The 22,010-nt window shown below is 52.4% G+C and carries 25 protein-coding genes and 1 pseudogene; 18 read left to right on the top strand and 8 right to left on the bottom strand.

Annotated elements, in window-relative coordinates; genetic code table 11:
- Entirely contained in the window at window positions 1-870 is an 870-nt protein-coding gene (locus NDQ72_14535; protein WKD27264.1) for a LysR family transcriptional regulator, read from the bottom strand.
- 243 nt (window positions 871-1,113) lie between these two features.
- On the opposite strand from NDQ72_14535, the gene NDQ72_14530 reads away from it, so the two are divergent.
- A complete protein-coding gene (locus tag NDQ72_14530) occupies window positions 1,114-2,331 on the top strand; it encodes an MFS transporter (GenBank protein WKD27263.1) in 1,218 nt (405 codons plus the stop codon).
- Window positions 2,331-2,933, top strand: coding sequence for a glutathione S-transferase N-terminal domain-containing protein (locus NDQ72_14525; protein ID WKD27262.1), 603 nt, complete (start codon window positions 2,331-2,333; stop codon window positions 2,931-2,933). Before NDQ72_14530 ends, NDQ72_14525 begins: the two co-directional genes overlap by 1 nt.
- A gap of 150 nt (window positions 2,934-3,083) precedes the next feature.
- Here the strand turns inward: NDQ72_14525 and NDQ72_14520 are convergent, their stop codons facing one another.
- Complete coding sequence (locus NDQ72_14520) at window positions 3,084-3,977, bottom strand: LysR family transcriptional regulator (GenBank protein ID WKD27261.1); 894 nt, start codon at window positions 3,975-3,977, stop codon at window positions 3,084-3,086.
- A gap of 138 nt (window positions 3,978-4,115) precedes the next feature.
- Between NDQ72_14520 and trpB the strand changes: the two genes are divergently transcribed.
- From trpB to ftrA, 9 genes and pseudogenes are all read left to right on the top strand, one after another.
- Window positions 4,116-5,321, top strand: a complete 1,206-nt coding sequence (gene trpB, locus NDQ72_14515) for a tryptophan synthase subunit beta (GenBank protein ID WKD27260.1) — start codon at window positions 4,116-4,118, stop codon at window positions 5,319-5,321.
- Window positions 5,322-5,341: 20 nt separating this feature from the next.
- A complete protein-coding gene (trpA, locus tag NDQ72_14510; protein ID WKD27259.1) occupies window positions 5,342-6,181 on the top strand; it encodes a tryptophan synthase subunit alpha in 840 nt (279 codons plus the stop codon).
- A 156-nt stretch (window positions 6,182-6,337) separates the two neighbouring features.
- The gene (locus NDQ72_14505; protein WKD27258.1) at window positions 6,338-6,958 is read left to right on the top strand and encodes a LysE family translocator; all 621 of its coding nucleotides are present in this window, start codon (window positions 6,338-6,340) and stop codon (window positions 6,956-6,958) included.
- Between the two features lie 63 nt (window positions 6,959-7,021).
- Complete coding sequence (locus NDQ72_14500; protein ID WKD27257.1) at window positions 7,022-7,774, top strand: carbon-nitrogen hydrolase family protein; 753 nt, start codon at window positions 7,022-7,024, stop codon at window positions 7,772-7,774.
- A 31-nt stretch (window positions 7,775-7,805) separates the two neighbouring features.
- Window positions 7,806-8,021, top strand: a complete 216-nt coding sequence (locus NDQ72_14495) for a hypothetical protein (GenBank protein ID WKD27256.1) — start codon at window positions 7,806-7,808, stop codon at window positions 8,019-8,021.
- Window positions 8,022-8,246: 225 nt separating this feature from the next.
- Window positions 8,247-8,750, top strand: a complete 504-nt coding sequence (locus tag NDQ72_14490; GenBank protein WKD27255.1) for a hypothetical protein — start codon at window positions 8,247-8,249, stop codon at window positions 8,748-8,750.
- 485 nt (window positions 8,751-9,235) lie between these two features.
- Window positions 9,236-9,958, top strand: a complete 723-nt coding sequence (locus NDQ72_14485) for a DMT family transporter (protein WKD27254.1) — start codon at window positions 9,236-9,238, stop codon at window positions 9,956-9,958.
- Window positions 9,959-9,999: 41 nt separating this feature from the next.
- Window positions 10,000-11,219, top strand: a pseudogene (locus tag NDQ72_14480) (IS3 family transposase).
- A 279-nt stretch (window positions 11,220-11,498) separates the two neighbouring features.
- Window positions 11,499-12,494, top strand: coding sequence for a transcriptional regulator FtrA (gene ftrA, locus NDQ72_14475; protein ID WKD27253.1), 996 nt, complete (start codon window positions 11,499-11,501; stop codon window positions 12,492-12,494).
- A gap of 129 nt (window positions 12,495-12,623) precedes the next feature.
- On the opposite strand, the gene NDQ72_14470 is transcribed toward ftrA, so the two are convergent.
- Window positions 12,624-12,971, bottom strand: coding sequence for an antibiotic biosynthesis monooxygenase (locus tag NDQ72_14470; GenBank protein WKD27252.1), 348 nt, complete (start codon window positions 12,969-12,971; stop codon window positions 12,624-12,626).
- A gap of 62 nt (window positions 12,972-13,033) precedes the next feature.
- Complete coding sequence (locus NDQ72_14465) at window positions 13,034-13,384, bottom strand: NIPSNAP family protein (GenBank protein WKD27251.1); 351 nt, start codon at window positions 13,382-13,384, stop codon at window positions 13,034-13,036.
- Between the two features lie 75 nt (window positions 13,385-13,459).
- On the opposite strand from NDQ72_14465, the gene NDQ72_14460 reads away from it, so the two are divergent.
- The 5 genes from NDQ72_14460 to NDQ72_14440 all read left to right on the top strand — a co-directional run bounded on the left by NDQ72_14460 (window position 13,460) and on the right by NDQ72_14440 (window position 15,884).
- Window positions 13,460-14,200, top strand: coding sequence for a helix-turn-helix domain-containing protein (locus tag NDQ72_14460; protein WKD27250.1), 741 nt, complete (start codon window positions 13,460-13,462; stop codon window positions 14,198-14,200).
- A 110-nt stretch (window positions 14,201-14,310) separates the two neighbouring features.
- Complete coding sequence (locus tag NDQ72_14455) at window positions 14,311-14,631, top strand: hypothetical protein (protein WKD27249.1); 321 nt, start codon at window positions 14,311-14,313, stop codon at window positions 14,629-14,631.
- A 79-nt stretch (window positions 14,632-14,710) separates the two neighbouring features.
- Complete coding sequence (locus NDQ72_14450) at window positions 14,711-15,175, top strand: putative molybdenum carrier protein (GenBank protein WKD27248.1); 465 nt, start codon at window positions 14,711-14,713, stop codon at window positions 15,173-15,175.
- A gap of 70 nt (window positions 15,176-15,245) precedes the next feature.
- Window positions 15,246-15,605, top strand: coding sequence for a VOC family protein (locus tag NDQ72_14445; GenBank protein WKD27247.1), 360 nt, complete (start codon window positions 15,246-15,248; stop codon window positions 15,603-15,605).
- Between the two features lie 42 nt (window positions 15,606-15,647).
- Window positions 15,648-15,884: a helix-hairpin-helix domain-containing protein gene (locus NDQ72_14440; protein ID WKD27246.1), complete on the top strand. Its 237-nt coding sequence runs from the start codon at window positions 15,648-15,650 to the stop codon at window positions 15,882-15,884.
- Between the two features lie 59 nt (window positions 15,885-15,943).
- On the opposite strand, the gene NDQ72_14435 is transcribed toward NDQ72_14440, so the two are convergent.
- On the bottom strand, window positions 15,944-16,576 hold the full coding sequence (locus tag NDQ72_14435; GenBank protein WKD27245.1) for a LysE family transporter: 633 nt from the start codon (window positions 16,574-16,576) through the stop codon (window positions 15,944-15,946).
- Window positions 16,577-16,618: 42 nt separating this feature from the next.
- On the bottom strand, window positions 16,619-17,449 hold the full coding sequence (locus NDQ72_14430; protein ID WKD27244.1) for an AraC family transcriptional regulator: 831 nt from the start codon (window positions 17,447-17,449) through the stop codon (window positions 16,619-16,621).
- Between the two features lie 191 nt (window positions 17,450-17,640).
- On the opposite strand from NDQ72_14430, the gene NDQ72_14425 reads away from it, so the two are divergent.
- Window positions 17,641-18,534, top strand: a complete 894-nt coding sequence (locus NDQ72_14425) for a dihydrodipicolinate synthase family protein (protein WKD27243.1) — start codon at window positions 17,641-17,643, stop codon at window positions 18,532-18,534.
- Between the two features lie 65 nt (window positions 18,535-18,599).
- On the opposite strand, the gene NDQ72_14420 is transcribed toward NDQ72_14425, so the two are convergent.
- Window positions 18,600-19,568, bottom strand: a complete 969-nt coding sequence (locus NDQ72_14420) for a putative zinc-binding peptidase (protein ID WKD27242.1) — start codon at window positions 19,566-19,568, stop codon at window positions 18,600-18,602.
- Between the two features lie 140 nt (window positions 19,569-19,708).
- A complete protein-coding gene (locus NDQ72_14415) occupies window positions 19,709-20,596 on the bottom strand; it encodes a LysR substrate-binding domain-containing protein (GenBank protein ID WKD27241.1) in 888 nt (295 codons plus the stop codon).
- A 144-nt stretch (window positions 20,597-20,740) separates the two neighbouring features.
- Between NDQ72_14415 and NDQ72_14410 the strand changes: the two genes are divergently transcribed.
- Window positions 20,741-21,889 carry an MFS transporter gene (locus NDQ72_14410; GenBank protein WKD27240.1) on the top strand — a complete coding sequence of 383 codons (1,149 nt, stop codon included), beginning with the start codon at window positions 20,741-20,743 and terminating at the stop codon, window positions 21,887-21,889.
- Window positions 21,890-22,010: the final 121 nt, after the last annotated feature.

The following is a 22,010-nucleotide window of genomic DNA, read 5'->3' as shown; positions in this document are numbered from 1 at the left end:
CTATAGCCTGGCTTGCTGGTGTAACGTATCGACAAAACGGGCTAAGGCGGGCGACCAAGTAGCGGGTTCCGATGTGACAAAATAGGTATCGATATTGGCAATGGCGGAGGGTAGTTCCATCGCGTGAATGCCGAAGCGGTGCTGGTGCGCTTCAATGATAATACGTGGCAGCACGGTATATCCCATCCCGGCTGCTACGCAACCAAGCATGGCGTCTAGCGTGCCAAACTCAAAAACCCGCACGGCATTAATTCCTTGAGATGCCAGCAGCAGTTCGATACGTTGCCGGTAACTACATCCCTGGCGAAATGCGAGAAACGTTGCTGTCAGTAGTTCTTCAGAGCTGGGTGCGCTCGTCATGGGAGTTGAACTTACCAGCACAAGCTGTTCGCTGAAGACTTTGAGCGAATGATAGCGATGATGATCGATAGCGCCGGCCACAAACACACCATCCGCCTGACCGTCCATTAGCTTCTCGATCAAACTGGCGGTGGGGCCGGTCGCCAAGGTCATATCAACCTCTGGAAAGTCAGCATGATAGGCCGCCAGTATCGGGGGGAGGCGCAGCGCCATCGTCGTTTCCATCGACCCCAAGCGCAGCTGGCCTGTTGCATTCTCTGCGCTTTGAAACAGCATTAATGCTTCGTCATGTACTGCCAGCAATCGTTCTGCATAATCCAGTAACGCTAGCCCCGCAGAGGTAAGACGCACGCCCCCCGCGCGATGAACCAGCTGCACGCCTAATTCCTCCTCAAGTTTTTTGATATGCGTGGTCACGTTAGATTGCACTGTGTGCAGCTGCTTTGCGGCAGCCATAAAGCTACCGGTTTCTGCCACCGCCATAAATAGCCGCAATGATTTAAATTGCATGCCCATCTCCCTTAAATGGCCACTGTCTCAAGGGCTATCTCAAGAGCTGTTTTAAGAGCCATCTCAAAAACTGTTTTAAGAGCCATCTCAAGAGCCATCTCAAGAGCTATCTTAAGATCTATCTCAAAAAAAGATAGAGGCTATCATTATAAATCGTTTCTAAAGAATTGTTGGGGTGGGTAAGCTACAGATAAATACGCCTGTTGCCAATTTTGCCGCACAGCGATTTAGTAAGGATACGACATGATCAATAGCAAAGACTTGCCTGCTCTGATGACCGGTGTGATGGCCACCTTGGCGGGAATAGGCATTGCACGTTTTGCCTACACACCCCTATTACCGGCACTGATTCAAGAAGGCTGGTTCAGTGCCAGCCAAGGAGCTTATCTAGGGGCTGCTAATCTTCTCGGCTACTTCATTGGTGCGTTGTCTGCTCACGCACTAAGTGAGCGTTTTCCTGTTCGCGCGGTGATGGGGGCAAGTTTCGTAGCGATCGCACTGAGCTTTTTTCTCTGTGCAGGGGCAGGCAGTTTTGGCTGGTTTTTCTTTTGGCGATTAGTCTCAGGTATTGCTGGCGCCATCCTTATGGTGGTTGGCCCATCGTTAGCTCTTTCGACCACGCCTCCGGAAAGGCGGACGAGTGTCGGTGCCTTGGTGTTTACTGGCATTGGCTTCGGTGCGCTGCTTTCCGCATCGGTGGTGCCTGTGCTCCTGGAGTTAAGCTTAACGGTTACCTGGGCAACGCTGGGCCTGCTCTGTATTGCCGCTGCTCTGGTATGTGACTGGGGCGTTACGCAGCTCTCCTCTCCGCCGTTGGCCAGTCAGGAAAAGTCAACAAGTCAGACCGGGTATGCAGGAATAAATGCCGCTGTGCTACTGGTGATCGGGGCGTATGCCCTGGATGCCGTCGGGTTTGTTCCGCATACCGTATTTTGGGTGGATTATCTCGCCAGAGAAAATGCCTTAGGCCATCAAGCGGCTTCTCTGCAGTGGGGTATTTTCGGCTTGGGCGCTGTGTGCGGGCCACTGGTGGTAGGAGCGTTGGCGCGAAAAGTGGGTTGGCATCATGGTTTAACCCTCGCTTTTTTAGCCAAGGCTGCCGCTGTGGCCCTGCCCGTATTTTCACTTGCACCGCTTAGTCAGTCAGTTTCCTCGTTCGTGGTGGGCGCGCTGATCCCAGGTATTGTTGCGCTGACCTCTGGGCGACTGGCCGAATTGGTCGGCCCCGCTGCCCACAAAAAGCTCTGGGGGCAAGCGACTGCTGCTTTCGCCGCGGCTCAAGCGTTTTCTGGCTACGCGATGTCGGCGCTCTATGTAGCCTGGGGCACTTATTCACCGCTATTTGTGATTAGCAGCCTGGTATTGGTAGGCGGCTTTGTACTGGTGCTGCTGAGTCGATACCAGCAGCGCCACGTTTCCCTGTCTACTGTTCCTCTCGCTACTAAAAACCGGAGGCCATAATGCAGCTTTTTCTCAACGCAACCTCACCCTATGCGCGCCTAGCGCGGATCATCTTACTTGAGAAGGATCTGGTGGATGACGTTACATTGCGCTGGTGCGACCCTTGGGCAGACGACCAAGCGCTGCTAGAAGCTAATCCCGCCGGGCGAATTCCAGCGCTAGTGACAGACGAAGGCACAACACTTAGCGAGTCGATGTTGATTGCTGTTTATCTTGATAGCGTCAGTTCTCACTCGCCTATGATTCCCCAAGCCCGATTAGCGAATGTGCTGCATCTAGCGGGGCTTGGTCAGAATCTTATGGATGTTGCGTTTACAACCGTTATCGCCAGAAAACATTATGGCGCTGAGATTGATCGCAGTGAGCTTGGGCGAAGGCGCCAGCGAGCCATGCAGCGAATAACCGAACAACTGAACAGTGAACTCCACGAAAGTCAGCTGGCGCCATCGATGACGCTTGGTGAAATCGCCTGTGCTGTTGCACTAGAGTACGTGTCTTTCAGGTTGCCAGAAGTGCACTGGAAGGAAGCGTACCCACAGCTCAAAGCGTGGCATGCCGCAGTAATTGCCAGAGATAGTTTTCAGCAGACGGCATTTGTGTAGCCTCCCGCGGGTGCGGTGACGCTTAAACCGCGCTACAACATAATAAAATTCAATAGTTTGGATTATGTTGCGCGGGGTAACGAATCTTGCGAGGGACGAGTAAATGAGGCATCCGCGAACGGAGACGGAGCCTCCCATTAAGGCTGGGGATCACTCGCTGAGTGCCTGCTTAAGCCACTTTGCCAGTGGTTCGCTGCGGCGGCTGTTGGTTTGTTCCGGCAGCCATAGGCAGAGACGGGCGGGTGTTTCGATACTCCCCCAGGGAGCCACCAGCCGCCCGCTGCGTAAATCGTCTTCCACCAGTAGCTTGGGCGCTATTGCGACGCCCAGGCCCGCCACTGCTGCTTCAATCAGATAATAAAGATGGGCAAACCCTTGGCCCTGTTGAAGGGCATCTTCCAATACACGTTGCTCCAGCCCTTTGGCGCTCGCCCACTGTGGCCACGCCTGGGGACGTGAAGCGGTCACTAACAGCTTGTTGGCAAATAACGATTCTGGCTTGGCTGGGTCAATGTGCGCGGCTAGTAGTGGGCTTGCTACTGGGCAAATCTGTTCGGGAAGTAGCTCGATAACCTCCACATCCGCGGGCCAGGGCGGTTCAATAAACGCCAGGGTGGCGCTGGTATCTACCTGTTGACCGGGCAGTTCGCTGTCACTTACCACGACTTTTAGCTTCAGTCGCGGCAGCTCTTGGTTCAGGCGATCCAGGCGGGGAATTAGCCAGCGCGCTAGCAGGCTGCCGGGGCAGGCCAGAGTAAAGGGCGCTTCTTCCACGTCACGCTTGAGTGCTGCGCAACTATTGCGCAGTTTGCTAAATGCCTCGCCCACGCCGCTTTGCAGTTGCTCACCATGGTGAGTCAGCACCAGCCCACGGCCTGCTTTTGCGAATAGTGCTACACCAAAGTGCTCATCCAGGCTTTTAAGCTGGCGGCTAACCGCGCCGTGGGTAACGCTTAACTCATCGGCGGCAGCGGTCACGCTACCCAATCGGGCAGTGGCTTCAAAGGCGCGTAGGGCGCTAAGCGGCGGCATGCTGTACTGCATTGCTTATTCCACCATGATGTTGTGGCTTAATAGTTGATTAAAACTCACCTATTGGTGACATCTTATCGATTTTTATCCTCGCCTTCCTGCGCTACCTTCAATCCATTGCTAATTTTTACCTTGTACTCAGAGGTCGTAATGAACCAATTCGTGAACCTGCCCGATGCCAATGGACTGTTTGGCAGTTTCGGCGGCCGCTTTGTCGCTGAAACACTCATGCCGCTCATTTTAGAGCTGCAAGAAGAATACGCTGCTGCTAAAAATGATCCTGAATTCCAGCGCCAGTTAGCCTACTTTCAAGGGGATTACGTGGGGCGCCCAAGCCCACTTTATTTCGCTGAACGACTGACCGAATACTTCGGTGGGGCGAGTATTTACCTCAAGCGCGAAGAGCTTAACCACACCGGCGCGCACAAGATTAACAACTGCATTGGCCAGGTACTGCTGGCCAAGCAGATGGGCAAAAAACGCATCATTGCTGAAACCGGCGCCGGTATGCACGGAGTGGCCACTGCCACGGTAGCAGCGCGTTTTGGCCTGCCTTGTGTCATCTATATGGGCTCAACCGACATCGAACGCCAGCAGCCTAACGTGTTCCGCATGAAACTACTGGGGGCTGAGGTGATTCCCGTTACCTCCGGCACCGGCACGCTCAAAGATGCCATGAACGAAGCGCTACGCGACTGGGTGACCAACGTAGATGATACCTTCTACATTATTGGAACCGTGGCTGGGCCGCACCCGTACCCTGAAATGGTACGCGACTTCCAAGCAGTGATTGGCCATGAAACCCGCAGCCAAATGCTCGAAAAGCAGGGACGTTTGCCGGATTCGCTGGTGGCCTGTATTGGTGGCGGTTCAAACGCGATGGGGCTGTTCCATCCGTTCTTAAACGACCCAGATGTGCAGATGATTGGCGTAGAGGCGGGCGGCAAAGGTGTTAAAAGTGGCCTGCATGCCGCCAGCTTGAACGGTGGGACGCCAGGCGTACTGCATGGTAACCGCACCTACCTGCTGCAAAATGAAGATGGCCAGATTATCGACGCCCACTCAATATCAGCGGGGCTGGATTACCCTGGTATCGGCCCAGAACACGCATGGCTCCACGAGCAGGGACGGGTTGAGTATGTTTCCGCCACTGACGATGAAGCGTTGGACGCCTTCCAAATCTGCTGCCGTCAGGAAGGCATTATTCCCGCCCTGGAAACTGCCCACGCCTTGGCGGAAGTGGCTAAGCGTGCGCCCCGGCTTCCCCGTGAGCACTTAATGGTGGTCAACCTTAGCGGTCGTGGCGACAAAGACATGATGAGCGTCGCCCATCATCTAGGTGAGAAATTCCAATGAGTGCGAACCAGGAGACTGTTATGAATACCCCCACTCGTCTTAAAGACTGCTTTGCCGCGCTCAAGCAGCAGAATCGCCCAGCGCTGGTTAGCTACCTTACCGCAGGCGATCCAGACGCGGAGACTTCACGTCGTCTTCTGCATGGGTTACCAGATGCTGGGGTAGATATCATCGAACTTGGCATGCCGTTCAGTGACCCTATGGCCGATGGTCCCGCGATTCAAAAAGCCGCGCTGCGTGCACTTGAAGGCGGCCAAACCCAGGTTAAAACCTTGGACATGGTGCGCCGTTTCCGCGAGCAAAATAGCACCACGCCGATCGTACTGATGGGCTACTACAACCCGATTTACTGCTATGGCGTTGAGCGCTTTCTAACGGAGGCCGCCAGCGCAGGGGTCGATGGCCTGATCGTGGTAGACCTGCCCCCTGAACATGATGAAGAACTCTGCCAGCCAGCAGCTCAGCACGGCATTGATTTTATCCGCTTAGCCACCCCGACCACCGATGCTAAACGGTTGCCTAAGGTACTCAGTAATACCTCTGGGTTTATCTACTACGTATCGGTGGCAGGGGTTACTGGCGTTAGTGCGCCAACACCAGAACGGCTAGAGGCGTCGGTCGCTCAGCTCCGCGAATACACTGAGCTACCCATTGCCGTTGGCTTTGGAATTCGCACCGCCGAGCAAGCCGCTACCATTGGACGCTTCAGCGATGCAGTGGTGGTCGGCTCCGCGCTTGTTGACTGCATCGAACATGCCAGCACGCCTGATGAAGCAGTGGAGCGAGTGCATGGCTTAGTCAGTGAGCTGGCAGAAAGCGTCAGGGCATGTCGTACCGCAAGCGAGCCACAAGCCTGTTGATACCAGCAGCGTAAAAAGAAGGATACGTTAAGAGAGCAGGCCAGCAGCGGTTGCTCTTTTTAACGTTGAGCAAAATCCTAATTAAAGGTTAATCTAGCTGGATCGATGGTGAAATAATGAGTGGAAGCTCATGCGAGCTAATAGGAACGGGCTTTTATGAACCTGACAACACTGCTGTTTTTTATCCCTGCCTGCTTCGCCCTTAATATGGCGCCTGGCCCTAATAATCTGCTTTCATTAACCAATGCGAAACGCTATGGCGTTCGGACAGCTTGTTTAGCGGGTATTGGGCGGCTAATAGCATTTGTCGGCATGATTACGCTGGCAGCGACTGGCTTGGCGACACTGCTTTACACTTCTGAAAAAATCTTCCTCGTTATTAAGGTGGTTGGTGGCCTCTATTTGTTATGGCTGGCATATCAGCTATGGGGCGCCGACACTACCGCAAGTGATAGCGCTGAAACCCAACACATGAGCTTATTTGAGCTGGCGCGACAAGAGTTCTTGCTTGCTGCTGGTAACCCCAAAGCCATTCTGATTTTTACCGCTTTCCTACCGCAGTTCGTGGAACCTAGCGGCAATGTAGGTCTGCAGTTTTTGGTGCTAGGTGTGCTGTTTTTACTATTGGAATGGGTAGCGATTGCTGGTTACGCCTATGCAGGTAGCTTTTTGAGCCAGTGGTTTTCTCGACCAGCCATGCGGTGCTTATTTAACCGCGGCTGTGCGGGCCTGTTAGCCAGCGCCGGGGTAGGGCTATTGCTGGCTAAAAAAGGGTGAGTAAGCGTTAAGACTCGCTGTTTAAATACGCTAAATTCCTTTGCTGACTGTGATGAGGCATGCATGAAAAAGGGCAATACCACCATCGCGTTAGCACAACTCCCGGTAGAAAAAGGCGCAGTGGCCGAGAACCTTGCAACACACCTTACCTACATTCAACACGCCGCTAGGCTTGGGGCTGATGTAGTGGTTTTCCCAGAGCTTTCGCTTACCGGCTACGAGCTTGAGCTACTAGAGCAACTGGCGATGCCCAAAAGTGCAGAGACCTTCAGTACGCTTTCTGCCGCTGCAGTTGCTCATAATATAGTAGTGATAGCAGGTTGCCCGCTGTTGAATGAAAGCAGTAAGCCCCACATAGGCGCTGTTATCTGTTTCCCAAGCGGAAAGCGCGATTTCTACGCAAAGCAGCACCTGCACGAAGGAGAAGACGTTTACTGCTTGGCGGGTAATGAAAGCTACCAGTTCTCGGTAAATGACACTCGCATAGCCTTGGCGATTTGCGCCGACTTCGCTCACCCTACCCACGCAGAAGTGGCAGTTGCTCAGCAAGCAGATGTGTATATCGCCAGTGCGCTTATATCAGAAGCAGGTTACGAGCCTGATGCACAATTACTCGCCGCTATGGCAAAACGCCATCAGTTCCCAGTACTGCTTGCTAACCACATTTCCGACACGGTTGGCTGGCAAACCTGTGGCAAAAGTGGCGGCTGGAATACAGCGGGTGAGTTAGCGGTTGCTGCTAACGGTACCGAACCCAGCCTAGTGTTATGCAATGTTCAGCAAGGCATACTGAGTGGAGGGGCGGAGGAAGCATGAAAACACGACACCTTAGGTGGACCTGAGCTCAATGGCTGAGGAAATTGAAGCACTTAAAGGAGAACGTTTATTTCCTGTGGTGGTTGCTTTACGCCAGTGGGGGGAGCGCTACTTGTTCGCTCGTAGCGAGCAGCACTCCACACTTATCGACAAATCAACGGGGCAGCCTGTGCCCTTAATGGCTCTCCAAGCTGGTGACGGCAATGTGCTGACCCCAGATGCTGCTATGGTTAAAAAGCTGCAGTAATAGCAATCTCGTATTGTGCTGTTTACGACAATTCATAGCGATGGTCTGCCTGTGTCAGCAGGGGTGGCAAAAAACGAAACGTGCTCTTTCCCCAAGTAGTGATGGTGTCGCTATCATGTTACTGATGAAATCATTTATACAAAATTTTTTCTCAGCAAAGTCAATTTTTTGCTTTGAAGTTGGTGTAATAATATAGTGAGTGAAAATTATACTGAGGATGTTTAAATGATGAGCGATAGTGCTACTTCGAATGTTTATACACTGTCGTGGTTGGCGTATGTGCGACCATTGATAGTATCAGTTGTGATTGGGGTAGTCGGCTTGATTATCGCTGGAATTGCGGAGCGGCAGTGGCTGATTGGGGCTGCTGTCATTATTGCTATTGCTTGGTTGATTTACCAAGTTATGTATCTTCGAAGTATTAAGCTGTTTGCGAACGATAGCGGTGTTTGGATTTATCAAGGAGTCTTGCCCTGGCAAAAAGGATTTAATGGTGTGAAATGGCGTGATGTAGATGGTGCTCTTTATTCCCGAGGTTTTATTAGTTGGGCTTGTGGTTCATACGCTATACATGTGGGACATCGCTACACAAAAGGCTGCGAAATTGCTATTCCTCATGTACGTCATGGCCATCGCTTTGTTGAGTATGTTAATGATGAACATCAGCGAAAGATAAGTGAAACTCTTGCTCCAAGTCCCTCTCAGGAAGATAGCTTAATAGAAGATTAACTTTTTTTATAGAAAATAAGTACGCTTTTTTTAAGTTTTACGTAAGGGCTAGTTGTGGTGTTGTGGCTAGCTCTTATAAGTTGAAATAGATTTCATATATATCTATATGTCGATTTAAAGTCTCGCTAGGTTTTTCCCTTTCACTCATAACTTCCCCCGCCACTGCCTCATTTAGTCTCTTGACGTTGGTCAGCTTTAAGCCATCGCCCGTTTCGGGCGATGACCCTCGACGAAGATTTTGCGAGCAGCTGGATAATGTACTCATGAAAGGCTGAAGTATTGAGGCGTACTTGCTTCCAAATAACATTGGCATAATTTTTACGTAGATTGGCATCTATGCCACTTATGCGGCCCAGCTTTATTACCCAGAATTGAATGCATCTAATGGCTGTCAGCGACACTCACCAGGCAGCATTTCTTGGGCTCAAATACTCAATTAGGTGCATATAATGAAGGGTAGATGCGTTGTCTGGGCAGGAGCCTTATTGGTTATTATTTATGCACTGCAATTTCTGACTGCGAGGGCTAGTCTTCAGGGAAGCATTACGCCACTGGGTCTGACTATCTTGCGTTTCTATGCGGCTGGTGCACTTTTCATACCCTATGCATGTATGGCTAGTACGAGACACAAACTAGCCCAGCTCGGCATCCTTAGAGTCATCGTGCTCTCAATGCTCGTCGGGTTTCCCTATCTAGTGGTGATTAATACGGGAATTTCTCTGACCTCCGCCGGATATGTGGCTGCGGTTGGACCTGGTTCGATTGTGCTTTTTTCATTTTTACTGCCACTTATATTTCTTAACGGCAAACCTGACCTCGCTTCGGTCGCCAGCACAGCATTAATCTCTCTAGGTATTGGTATGTTCGTCTACAACACTTTCCTTGTGGAGGGTCTATCTCCGGCAGGTACATCGCTCTTCGTTCTACAGGGTTTAATGTTTTCGTTATATGGCGTTCTGATCCAACGTTGGCAAGTAGATCCAATTCTTGGGACAGCTGTTATCTCTATCATGTCATGCCTACCAGCCGCCGCGGTTCACATGGTTGCAGATACGGGGTTTGGGGCTGCTTCAATGATTGAAATTGCATTTCAGGCTTTTGCTCAGGGAATTCTGGCGGGGGCCGCAGCGATCTTTCTTTACAGTTACATTGTTCAGTCGATAGGCCCACAGCGAGCATCCCTTTTAATGCCCAGTGACCCGTCCTGAATAGAGTTGACACGTTCTTGTCCTTATTTTGGGAGAGCGTGATGAGTCAACGAGTTAAGCGCACACAGAAAGACTACACTCTGGCCTTTAAACAGGCCGTGGTAGATCAAGTGGAGCGCGGTGAGATGACCTATAAGCAGGCGCAGAGTCGTTACGGTATTCAAGGTCGCTCAACGGTACTAAAGTGGTTACGTCGATATGGTCATCAGGACTGGCGTCCCTGTGCCACACAGCACTCTAGAAGGAGTCCCGACATGCCTCGGCCACTTACCCCTGAACAGCGGATCAAAGAGCTTGAAGAGAAGTTGCGGCTTGCTGAGCAAAAGGCTCAGTTCTTCGAAGCGGTTGTTGAGGTGATGGAGAAGGATTTTGGGGTGTCTGTAAAAAAGCAGCCAGGCAAGTCCTCACGCAAGAACGTGTTGCCGGATTAACCATTAGCAGGGTATGCCACCTTCTAGGTATCAGTCGCCAGGCTTGGTATCAGGCCAAAAAAGCGCAGCAGTCGCGAGAAGCCCGGGAGCAGCGAATCGTCGACTTTGTTCGAGACATACGACTTACTCAGCCCCGACTGGGCACCCGCAAGCTGCATCATCTGCTGCACCGCCAGGCCGATCAAGAGTTGCACGTGGGACGAGATCAGCTCTTTCAGGTACTTCGTGCACGGCGTCTGCTGGTGCCCATACGACGAGCTTATCATAAGACGACTCACAGCCATCATCGCTTCCGGCGACATCCGAACCTACTCAAGCCAGGCCCCGAGCAGGTGGTCGCCTGCCGTCCTAATCAGGTCTGGGTCGCTGACATTACCTATCTACCGACGCGTCACGGGATGAGCTATTTAAGTCTGGTCACCGACGCTTACTCCCGCAAAATTGTCGGTCATCACGTCCATGAGAGCTTACGTAGCCAGGACGTCGAGCAAGCCTTACGCAACGCTCTACGCCAACGGCCAGGAAGTGAGCCGTTAATCCACCACTCGGATCGAGGCATCCAATACTGTTGTGACAGCTATCAGAAGATACATCGCCAGTATGGTATCCAGTGCTCAATGACAGACGGTTATGACTGTTATCAAAATGCCCTAGCGGAGCGTATCAACGGGATACTGAAGACTGAATTTATCTTGATTCAGCCAGGAAATGTTGATCAAGCGCGTACGATGGTGAATGAGTCCGTCGAGATTTATAACAGTCAGCGGCCGCACTTGGCGCTTAAATACAAAACGCCCAATGCAGTGCACTGGGCGTTTGAGATGAAATAAGTGTCAATCTATTTCAGGACTAGACACAGTGTCCCGATTATCACCACCATTGCTGGCTATTTTCTGCTTCATGAGTTTCTAACAATGGTCCAGGTTTTCGGGTTAACTGCCATGGCGGTGGGGATGGCGACCCCAGGGGCACTTGCCATAAAGCAGAAGTACCGTTCCCCAGCGGCTACTCTTTAAAAGTGCTGACTGAAGTGCAGTGTCACCTTAGCTTCAATATGAGAAGAGGGGCTATGATGAATATCAGCTTAGAGCCACGCTTGGGAGTCAATAATGAACGATGGGGATACTGAGAAAATTGGGCGCCGAGTGGTCTGCCTTATTTCTGATGAGCTACTTTCCTTTGAGTTTGGTATTGCTTATGAAGTTTTCGGGTTGCCTCGCCCGGAGTTTGGCAGTGATTGGTACAGCTTTGAAAGCGCTGCCGTTGTACCTGGAGAAATTCGCTTAAGTGGCGGCCTTTCGGTATATATCCAAAATGGCCTTGAAGCAATCGAGAGCGCAGAACTCGTCATCATTCCGGGGTGGCCAGATGTATCCTCGCCGGTTCAGCCGAAAGTCATCGCTGCCATACTCAAGGCTCATCGTAACGGTGCTCGAATTGTCTCACTCTGTTCGGGAGTGATTGTGTTGGCAGAAGCTGGATTGCTCAATAATCGGAAAGCAACTACCCATTGGCGGTTCATCGAAAAAATTGCATCTAGATTTCCTTTAATAGAATTCGATCCAGGTGTTCTTTATGTCGACGAACAAAGTGTCCTCACGGCAGCTGGCAGTGCCGCTGGTATAGATCTTTGTATTCACATCGTTAGACAAGACTTTGGGGTTGAGCGGGCCAATGACGTTGCGAGGGGGCTTGTAATGCCGCCGCACCGCGCAGGCGGGCAGTCGCAGTTCATTCCTCACCCGGTACCCAAAGCCTATGAAGCTACACGGATCGGGGCGGTAATTGAAACAATGCGCAATAACCTCGACCAAAGCCATTTAGTCAGCGATTTAGCTGCTCTGGCAGGCATGAGCCTACGCACATTCCAAAGACGGTTTGAGGCGACGACTGGTCTACCACCTAGCACTTGGTTGCTCAGCGAGAGGTTACGTGTCGCCTGTGAGCTTTTGGAGCAAGGTCAAATGAGTCTGGAAAATATCGCGGCTCGGAGTGGCTTCGGTAGTCTTCCTACCATGCGACATCATTTCCGGAAATGCCTAAACACTAGCCCGAGTAGCTACCGTAAAGTGTTTGTCGGGGCTTCTCTCAGCACGGTTGATTGATGCTCGATGTTGGGCGGTATTCATCGCTCCTAACAAGGTCTACACATAAAACCTCCAATACTTGCATTCCACCACACCCGCGCAAAGCTGCGTAGGCGTGGAGAATACAAACGTTGTGGCCACCCCCATTTATGATGAGTGCGCGTGACGCGAATCCTCAGGTGCCTCGTGCCGGTCGTTCATTCCGTAGTCTCGGATGACGGAGGCGACACGCAGACGGTAGTCGGCAAAGATATCCTGTCGACCAGCTTTCTGGGCCGCTCGGTGAGATTCAAGCGAACGCCACTGCTTCACGGCATCTTCATCCCGCCAAAAAGACAGCGACAGCACTTTGCCGGGCTGCGTCAGGCTCTCGAAGCGCTCAATCGATAGAAAACCGTCGATAGCTTCCAAATCTTGGCGTAATGCGCTGGCAGTATCCAAGTAGTCTTGATAACGGTCAGTATGTGGAAGCACTTCGAAGATCACAGCGATCATGGCCAATTCCTTATATTCATAAGCTCTTTATATTCTCAGACTCTTTTATAGTCACAGCGTCGTTACGTCGATACGTTCATTACATCGACAGCCTCAATGCCCAAGGTGCCATCTACCACCTCAACAAAACTGCGCTCCTCTTTGAGGATAAATCGGTGCTCTTGGGCCATTGTGAAGTTCGCGTGTCCTCCTTCATCAGATCTCAGCCGAACGCGATAGGCTTCATAGGAAGCCAGACTATCGAAGGCAATGAGGCCCCAGGCAATATTGTTGGTGCCCTCTAAAGGCAGGAAATAACCAATAAGATGGCCACCACACCAGGGGATGATTTTTCCCCAGTTTTCGGCGTATTGCTTGAAAGCGTCGCGTTGGAAAGGGTCGATCTCGTAGCGAATGATGCAGGTAATGCTCATCTGATTATCTCCATTGAAAGGCAACGGAGACGATACCTAATTGCCGCACCCAAATGGTTCGACTAAGATCGAACCATGAATGAAGCCCCTAACATTGTGCGCGTTGCCGCACTGATCGGAGATAACGCTCGGGCGGAAGCGCTCTGTGCCTTAATGTCTGATCGCGCGCTAACGGCGACTGAGCTGGCAAATATGGCCAGTGTGACTAAGCAAACCATGAGCTTCCACCTCGGAAAGCTGCGAGAGGAAGGACTGCTCGCGGTCGAGAAGCAGGGGCGCCACCGCTATTTTAGGCTGGCGGGGCCACATGTTGCTGAACTTTTGGAGTCGCTGATGGGCCTCGCTTTCCGAGGCGACGATAAGCATCTGTCCATCGGCCCGCGCGACCCTGCGCTGCGCAAGGCGCGAGTGTGTTACGACCACCTTGCAGGGGAGCTGGGGGTTTTTGTGTACGAACAGATGCTCGAGACAGATATCCTTCAGCAGCTTCCAGGCGGACTACAGCTGACTAAACAGGGACGGCTGTGGTTCCAGAAACATGGCATTGATGCAGACGCGCTGGCTTCTTCGAAGCGGTCATTTTGTCGAGCGTGCCTGGATTGGAGCGAGCGTAGGAATCATCTTGCCGGCGCGCTCGGGGCGGCGCTGCTTGCGCGAATTCAGGCGCTTGGCTGGGCGAAACGGGAGGAAGACTCCCGCGTTATCGTTTTCAGTGCCAAAGGGGAAGCGTCGCTGCGGGCAATGTTCGCAGTGAGCAACATGCCACTTACTCCCGACACCTCACCATTAGAATCCTTCTCGCTTGTTTGTAAATAATGTTCATTTTTCAGTACTTGTAGCTACTTACTACCGCAGGCATTATCAGCGCTCGTAATTGCTGGCCGAAGGCGGCAACCATAAGGATTTCGTCGCAATGGGGGGAAATAATGGGGAAGCTCTTTTCACTGATCGTACTACTGGCAATTGGCTACGTGGGCATCTATATCTATTACGGTGTCGCCGTAAAACAAGAAGTGCAGCAGCAATTGGATGATCGCGGTCTGTCTTCGGTGAGTGTTGATAACGTTGAGTATGGTCTATTCGCGCCGATTAACACCTCTGCAGAACTGACAGTAACTGTTACTTACCGCGGTTCTCAGGCAGCAGTGAACATGGTGGTGCAAGGGCACCCAGTGTTTTCAGACGACGTTAGCGTTGAGTTCGATGGTCTTCAAGCACTGAGCTTGGGGATAGGCTTCGGGCAGTAGGTTTTACAACGTCCGCTTTCACTTACAACACCGCGTGGCAAACGCGTTTGCCGCTCGATCAGAGACACGTGGCTAATTTATGCTTTCCAAAATTATGAGTGGCGGCCAAACAGGCGCTGATAGGGCGGCTCTCGATGCTGCCTTAACATTAGATTTTCCCATTGGTGGAACGTGCCCGGTGGGCAGAATGGCCGAAGATGGGCCAATGAGCAGTATCTATACCCTCGAAGAGGTCAGCGGTGATTACCGTCAGCGCAACCATCAAAATGTACAGAATGCGGATGGCACCGCTATCTTCTATGCGTCTTATCTTCAAGGGGGAACAGAAGCCACTGCACTTTTCTGTATTCAGCAATCAAAACCCTACAAGCTAATTGATATTGAGCTGATAGACCCACTGCACGCGGCGATGTTGCTGGCCGACTTTGTGCATGATCGCAACATTAGCGTCTTAAACGTGGCAGGCCCCAGAGCCAGCACTTGCCCGGTAATGTACGCGTACGTTAAGCAAGCGATTGAACTGGTTATTAAGCAGTCACGTTAGGCTAAGCTGTCACTGGGTGGCAACTAAACGTGCTCATAATCTGAATTCGGCAACGTAAAGGAACAGACCTATGCACCTGCATGAAAAGCTTAATTACGTCGAGTTTGCAGCGAAAGATTTAGCGGCGACAAAAACGTTTTTCACGGCGGTGTTCGGCTGGGAATTCGTCGATTATGGCCCGGAATACAGTGCATTTTCCAACCAGGGGTTAGATGGCGGCTTTTATCATTCAGATGCTTGCAGCCGAACCGCTAATGGCGGCGCACTGCTAGTTTTCTACAGCGCGGATATTAACGCAACGCTCGATAAGGTAGAGCAAAGCGGTGGTGACGTCATCCAGCCTATTTTCGAATTCCCAGGCGGCTTTCGCTTTCACTTCCTAGAACCCAGTGGCAATGAGTTTGCGGTTTGGTCAGAGGCGCGCACTTAAAACGCGAACGCCCCAGAGATCTTGTTAAAGAGGAGTACATGAGTGGCCTTTTCTGATGCCGAAAGAGATGCGCTTTTGAGTGTCAAAGGCGTTGGCCCTACCGTCCTCAAGCGTTTTGAAGAGATTGGTATTGACTCATTTGCTGAGCTGGCCGCCCGCCAAGTTGATGAGATAGCAGAAATGGTGGCCGCCATGCTGCACACCACCTGCTGGAAAAACAGCCCGCAGGCAAAGGCAGCCATTTCTGCCGCTATTGCCAGGGCGCAAGAAAGTGTGTGACACACTGCAAATGTAGCGAGCAATCAAAGGTTAGAATGCTCGCTACCTGTGTCATCAGGCTAGCTAGCGTTAAGCGCCAGCCAAACATGCTCATAGCCAATCGATAACGCCACGGCGACCAGCAGCCCCGCCATTACCCAGTTGAAGCCCTTCACGATCCCTGCGCTTTGAATGCGCTGGCCAACCAAACTGCCCATCAAGACATAACTGCCGGGTGCGCCAGCGGCTAATATTGCCAGCCCGAATGCCCAAACCACCAAGCTAAGCCCCTCAATACCCGCCGCAGGAAATTGCAGTGTAGCAAGGGGTAGGGTGGCAATAATGGCTTTTGGGTTAAGCAGTTGCATCACCAGCCCATCGCGAAAACGCAGCAGATGTGGCGTGTGGTCATGGTTGTTTAACTGGGTGTTTAAGTCGCTACTTAAATCAGTGCTTGAACGGGCAATTTTTATTGCGAGATAAACAATATAACTACACCCTAATGCGCTCACAACGATCAGTGCCTCATCGTCGATCCAAGCGGCGCCTGCCCAGCCCAATAGTAATAAGTAAGTAAACATCGCGGTGCCCACTCCCAGACAAAAACCGAGCGATTTTTTGGCTTGGCCATTGATGCCAACGTTTAAGCCCAGCAGATTCACAGGCCCAGGCGTATACATAGCGCCCAGGGCATAGGCGACGATTCCTAGCATGGTGATGCCTCGTTAGTTTAATGGCAGTTCTAAAACTGGGGATTAACGCGCGATATCGCGTTGGTATTGGTGGGGTGTCATGCCATAAATGCGCTTAAAGCGCCGATTAAAATGGCTAAGGTCGGCAAAGCCAAAGCGTAGCGCCACTTCGTTAAGTGGGGCACCGGCGTCTAGTGCAGTACGCGCCGCATTGATTCGACAATTAATCACATACTGATGGGGGGTAATGCCGTAATGCTGGCGGAACAGGCGCAAGAAATGGTACTTGGATAAATGCGCTGCCTGGCAAATATCATCCAGCGACATATCGCTTTCCAAGTGGGAGTGGATATACGCCTTAGCCAGACCTAGCAGGGCATCAGGTCGACTTGTGATGGGGTTGGGTTGGGAAATGCCGCCGAGTTGAACGGTTCTCTCGATAACCCGATAAAGCGCATTTTCCTGATCAATACAGCTACCTGCTTGGGAGGTGACCAAGCGCGCCAGTTCCAAAATGGCATGGCGCAGTTGCACATCCTGAATCAGCGTTTGGTTGGAACGAAAATCCGTGGCATGTTCGCGCCCAAGCGCATCAGCGAACAGCGGCTTGACCTGTTCTGGATGGGCATAAACCATCAGGTAGTCCAGTGCATGCTCACCGCCTGGTTGGCCATCGTGAACCTCCTCAGGGTTGAACAGAATCACATTGCCCGGCGGGCTTTTGTGGAACTGCCCGCCGCTAAAAAAATCCTGACGCCCGGCCAGCGTTACGCCGAAGGCAAATTCCTCATGGGCATGACGGTCATAGCTGAAATCTTCAATTGCCGCCTGAAGCACCGTCAGTGTTGGCACATGCTGACTTTTGATGAATTGAAACCGGCTTGTATTCGCCATGCCAAGCCTCTCCTGGTTAAGCGCCCTTGGTTAAGCGTTATTGGTTAAGTACTACCACCTAGCTTATGCGCTCCTGGGTATCAAATGCTTGTACATAATTGCTAACTAACCTTGGAGACTCTCTAGCCTCATCATGCAGCATCACGTATGTTAATAGCCTCTTATCTGTCATCGTAAAAGGATCATTCACCATGTTCACTGGTTTGAGCGCTTTTCCGCTAACCCCCATGAACGAGCAGGGCATACATGAGCATGAGTTTACTCGTTTAGTGGAACGCTTGGCGGAGGCGCGGGTGGATTCTATCGGCGTGCTGGGGTCGACGGGCAGCTACGCTTATTTAAGTAGTGAAGAACGCGCCCGCGTAGCCAAGCTGTGCGTTGAGCATGCCGCCGGCGTGCCAGTGGTGGTAGGCATAGGTTCGCTCCGCACCCGTGATGTACTGGCTAATGCAGAAAGCGCCCAGCAAGCAGGCGCTAGTGGCGTGCTGTTGGCGCCAGTGTCTTATCAAAAGCTGACCGAGGATGAGGTATTTGGTCTTTTCGAAACGGTTTGTCGTTCGCTGAGTGTGCCGCTATGTGTCTATGACAACCCAGGCACTACGCACTTTGAATTCAGTGATGAACTGCATGGTCGCATCGCCCAACTATCCCAAGTTCGCTCGATTAAAATTCCTCCAGTGCAGAATGATATAGCCGCCGCACAGGCGCGCGTGGCACGGCTGCGTGGGTTAATTCCCAGCGACGTAACCATCGGCATTAGCGGCGACCCAGCGGCCGCCACGGGCATGCTTGCTGGCTGCGATGCTTGGTACTCGGTGATTGGTGGGCTATACCCTGAAACTGCGCTGGCGCTAACCCGTGCCGCCCAAGCGGGAGACGCAAAAGACGCCAACGCGCTTTCCGCTGCGCTTGAACCGTTATGGGCGCTCTACCGTGACTTCGGCGGCAGCCTACGGGTAGTCGCTACCATTGCGGAACTTACCGGGATAGTAAGCCAACCCTGTTTGCCCCAACCGCTACAAACGCTGCAAGGCGATGCGCGGAAAAGGGTGGCGGTGGCGATTGACGCTTTGCAACTAAGCTAACGCGTTTATCGATGGCAGGCTCTGGCTAAAGCGCTGACTTCCCCAGGGCCTGTTGCAGATGCGAATTAAAGCCCTTGAGCGCCGCGCCGTAGCCAATTATGCACGAAGGCTAGCTTGCGCATCGCCGGGTCGGAAAGCACAAACGGATAAAGATCCGAAAGCCCCATCGAGCGGTTTACATGATTAACACCGGCGACTAATGATGCCGCGATGTGAATCAAGCGCTCAGCATCCGGTTCGGCGTAAGCATCCCAACCATAGGTGTTGGGCAAGGCCGGCGAGGTCATGCCTGCCGACACAAAACTATCGGTGATATCAGTTAGGTGCAGCAGGTGCGAGGTGGTTTCCGCCCAATCTTCATGGGGATGGGAGGACGCATAGGTAGACAGAAACCTCTGCCGCCAATCCACGGGTGGGCCATTGTGATAATAGTGCTGCAACGCTGCTGGATAATCCTCGCGCTCATCGCCAAACATCTCACGAAACGCATCAAGAAAGTCATCCCGTAAGCTCAGCCGCCACCACAGCATATGGGCGATTTCATGGCGCATATGGCCAATCATCGTGCGGTAAGGCTCTGCCAATGCCTCTTTGCGAGTTGTGCGTAACACCGCATCAGCTTCTGCGACACTGATGGTAACCACACCGCCCACATGGCCCATGGGCACCGGCGTTCCCCCTTCGGCCAGCATATGAAACACTGGTGGCGCGCCAGGGTCTTCCGGGCGAAACCAGTTCCAACGGCCAAGGTTGTCGATCACCCAGCGTTTAGCAGCCTCCGTTTGCGCCCAGTTGGGCATGGCATCTGAAATGGAAGGGTCGGGTGCTAGGGCTGTCATTGCGCAGGCACGGCAGAATTCACCTTGCTTAGGCGCAATCCAGTTGCAGCCAATGACTTCGCGGTTGGCGCAGAAGGGCGGCATCGGCAGAAAAGCACGCGCTTGTGGGTCGTAAGCCACAGGCACACCGTCTGCGGTCACCAAATTATCAAACCAGAGTGAACCGGCACCGACCGGATTAGAAAACACACGCATAGGTCGGGTATCTCAAAAGAAACGAGACTTCAGTCTAGGAGCCAATGCCGCGTTAAGCCAAACACATCTACCTTAATTTCTGTGTGGTTGGGCAAAAGCAGCGTAACTGTTGGGGCTTGCTATCACGCCATTCTCCAAGCTTATGAAGGAGGCGCCTCAACGAGACTCCTAAGCTGCTCACTCAGAGGGTTGTCTTTCTTGTAGGCTAACAGTAGCGGTGGGGAAGAGCCCCCGTCGGCAAGCGGTATGGCCATCAGGCCGTGAGCCATCGACGCGGCGCTGGCGGGCAGGATGGTAATACCAATACCGGCGCCAACGAAGCACAGCATACTGCCGATATCGGGCACATCCACAACATGGCTGAGAGAAACCCCTGCTTTATCGGCCAATGTCTCCAGTTGGCGCCTCAGAAATGTTCTTTGCGTGGCGGGTTGGAGTAAAAGCCGCTCGCTGGCTATCTCGCCAAAATTGATGGAAGGCTTTGCCTGTAGCCGATGGCCTGGGGGGAGTAGCACGAGCAGCGGTTCATCTCCCAGCCTGGAAACCGATAAACCCGCTAGAGCGTTCTCGTCCAGCTCAGCTCGTAGTACCGCAGCGTCAAGCTTACCTGCTTTCAGCGATGCGATATGTGAGAGGGCATTCCCTTCGCACAGCTGCAGTTCGATCAGCGGGCGCTCGGTGAGCAGTTTAGCCAGGGCAGAGGTGAGGGATTTGGAGAAAATCGCGCTGGCCGAATAACCAAGGCGCAGCATGCCGATTTCACCCTGGGCTGCCTGCCTGGCAACGCCGATGCTTCGTTGTGCAGCACTGAGTATCTCCAAGCTTTCACCAAGAAAGGCCTCGCCTGCTTTGGTGAGATGGACACCTCGGGTATTGCGCTCAAACAGCTTCACACCCACGGTTTCTTCTAATGACTTAATGCTCTGGCTCAGTGGCGGCTGGGTAATATGCAATCGCTCGGCAGCACGCCTGAAGTTAAGCTCCTCAGCAACGGCAACAAAGTGCTTAATCTGTTTCAGTTCGACCATCTCGTCGCTCCTCCGGTGACCACAACATACGCTGATTTCTGATGCTGCACTCTGTCGAAACAGCTATCACTGCGATACCGATTCCGACCTTCATTCGAGCCTTGAGCGTACGTATGGTAATGCCTGTCTCAACAGGAATAAGCCATGCGTACGGCCTTAATAATTGGATCGCTCGGCGCTTTTTTTAATTTGTACCAGCTTCAGGCGCTGTTTCCAGCGTTAGTAGAGCGGTTCGGAACAACGGCCACTGGCGCTGGCTGGTTAACGATGGCGTCGCTGCTAGGAATGATGGTCACCGCGCCGCTAACCGGCGCTGCGACAAAGCACGCCAACCCTTCGCACTTATTAGTCGTTGGCTTTTTCGCATTGGCCGCGATTAACGCTTCAATAGCATTGACGACTAGTCAAGACGTGCTTTTTGTACTGCGGCTAGGCCAAGGCATTGTGATTCCCTTCCTATTAACCGCAACGATGAATTTGGTCTCTCAGCGACCAAGCAGTTTTGTGCCGCTGTACGTGACCGGCACCATTGTCGGCAGCACACTCAGCCGGTTTTATCCTGCTTGGTCAGTTGATGCCGTGGGGTGGGAGCTGGGATTCATAAGCTCTGCAAGCCTGATGATGCTGTCTGCGGTGGCGGTTTATCTTCTTCCGAAAATTACTTATCTGAAAACAACTGGCGCTGAACCAATGCAGCGTACGGAACGGCATCAAACGTCGGTGACATATACAAGGCGAGCGCTGACTGACAATACGCTACTTATTGCCTATCTCGCGGGTTTTGCGCTGCTCTTCACGCAAAGCGCGGTGTTTACGGCACTGGGTCTATGGCTTGCCCAAGAACCTTATCATTGGGATTCACAGCAGATCGGCACGATCTATCTGGCGTGTCTGCCCGCACTTGTCTGCGTGCTCACTGCCAGCGTATTGCGGCGCTATCTAAGTGAAGTAGCGATTGCCATATCACTAATAGCGTTGATTTGGGCAGCTCTGTGGCTGATTAGCACAACACGCATGCCTATCATGCTGAGCGTGGCGCTGTTTGCCATAGGAACCTATATGTTTCAAACCGTGACGACCCAGTTATTAAGCAGCTCGCGCCGCGTACCCGCCGGTGTTGCCGCTGGCATCTACCTCTCTTGCTACTATTTAGGCGGCGCAATGGGCGCAAGCCTTGCGGCGTATGCCTTTGCGATATGGGCCTGGAAAGGAGTAATTGCCTGTATAGCGATAGCTCAGACAATTATCTTTTGCCTAGTGATGGGGGCCCGGCATTGTGCCAAGGAGCGGTGAGGTAACCTTCTGGTACCTCGTACTAGCCAGCGAGCGTTATTTGTCTTCACATCCTGTCTTCTTATCCATCGAGTTAGCGTTGCTTATCACCAACATCAGGCTTGTATATTTAAAATAAGAA

The organism is Halomonas sp. KG2 (assembly GCA_030440445.1).
Taxonomy (GTDB): domain Bacteria; phylum Pseudomonadota; class Gammaproteobacteria; order Pseudomonadales; family Halomonadaceae; genus Vreelandella.
Note: the sequence above shows the minus strand (reverse complement) of the source record. Positions and strands in the feature narration are given on the sequence as shown.

Bases quoted from the DNA above. Each gene is read 5' to 3' on its own strand.
- NDQ72_14535 (WKD27264.1), bottom strand. From the start codon at position 870: ATGCAATTTAAATCATTGCGGCTATTTATGGCGGTGGCAGAAACCGGT.
- NDQ72_14530 (WKD27263.1), top strand. From the start codon at position 1,114: ATGATCAATAGCAAAGACTTGCCTGCTCTGATGACCGGTGTGATGGCC.
- NDQ72_14525 (WKD27262.1), top strand. From the start codon at position 2,331: ATGCAGCTTTTTCTCAACGCAACCTCACCCTATGCGCGCCTAGCGCGG.
- NDQ72_14520 (WKD27261.1), bottom strand. From the start codon at position 3,977: ATGCAGTACAGCATGCCGCCGCTTAGCGCCCTACGCGCCTTTGAAGCC.
- trpB (WKD27260.1), top strand. From the start codon at position 4,116: ATGAACCAATTCGTGAACCTGCCCGATGCCAATGGACTGTTTGGCAGT.
- trpA (WKD27259.1), top strand. From the start codon at position 5,342: ATGAATACCCCCACTCGTCTTAAAGACTGCTTTGCCGCGCTCAAGCAG.
- NDQ72_14505 (WKD27258.1), top strand. From the start codon at position 6,338: ATGAACCTGACAACACTGCTGTTTTTTATCCCTGCCTGCTTCGCCCTT.
- NDQ72_14500 (WKD27257.1), top strand. From the start codon at position 7,022: ATGAAAAAGGGCAATACCACCATCGCGTTAGCACAACTCCCGGTAGAA.
- NDQ72_14495 (WKD27256.1), top strand. From the start codon at position 7,806: ATGGCTGAGGAAATTGAAGCACTTAAAGGAGAACGTTTATTTCCTGTG.
- NDQ72_14490 (WKD27255.1), top strand. From the start codon at position 8,247: ATGATGAGCGATAGTGCTACTTCGAATGTTTATACACTGTCGTGGTTG.
- ftrA (WKD27253.1), top strand. From the start codon at position 11,499: ATGAACGATGGGGATACTGAGAAAATTGGGCGCCGAGTGGTCTGCCTT.
- NDQ72_14470 (WKD27252.1), bottom strand. From the start codon at position 12,971: ATGATCGCTGTGATCTTCGAAGTGCTTCCACATACTGACCGTTATCAA.
- NDQ72_14465 (WKD27251.1), bottom strand. From the start codon at position 13,384: ATGAGCATTACCTGCATCATTCGCTACGAGATCGACCCTTTCCAACGC.
- NDQ72_14460 (WKD27250.1), top strand. From the start codon at position 13,460: ATGAATGAAGCCCCTAACATTGTGCGCGTTGCCGCACTGATCGGAGAT.
- NDQ72_14455 (WKD27249.1), top strand. From the start codon at position 14,311: ATGGGGAAGCTCTTTTCACTGATCGTACTACTGGCAATTGGCTACGTG.
- NDQ72_14450 (WKD27248.1), top strand. From the start codon at position 14,711: ATGCTTTCCAAAATTATGAGTGGCGGCCAAACAGGCGCTGATAGGGCG.
- NDQ72_14445 (WKD27247.1), top strand. From the start codon at position 15,246: ATGCACCTGCATGAAAAGCTTAATTACGTCGAGTTTGCAGCGAAAGAT.
- NDQ72_14435 (WKD27245.1), bottom strand. From the start codon at position 16,576: ATGCTAGGAATCGTCGCCTATGCCCTGGGCGCTATGTATACGCCTGGG.
- NDQ72_14430 (WKD27244.1), bottom strand. From the start codon at position 17,449: ATGGCGAATACAAGCCGGTTTCAATTCATCAAAAGTCAGCATGTGCCA.
- NDQ72_14425 (WKD27243.1), top strand. From the start codon at position 17,641: ATGTTCACTGGTTTGAGCGCTTTTCCGCTAACCCCCATGAACGAGCAG.
- NDQ72_14420 (WKD27242.1), bottom strand. From the start codon at position 19,568: ATGCGTGTGTTTTCTAATCCGGTCGGTGCCGGTTCACTCTGGTTTGAT.
- NDQ72_14415 (WKD27241.1), bottom strand. From the start codon at position 20,596: ATGGTCGAACTGAAACAGATTAAGCACTTTGTTGCCGTTGCTGAGGAG.
- NDQ72_14410 (WKD27240.1), top strand. From the start codon at position 20,741: ATGCGTACGGCCTTAATAATTGGATCGCTCGGCGCTTTTTTTAATTTG.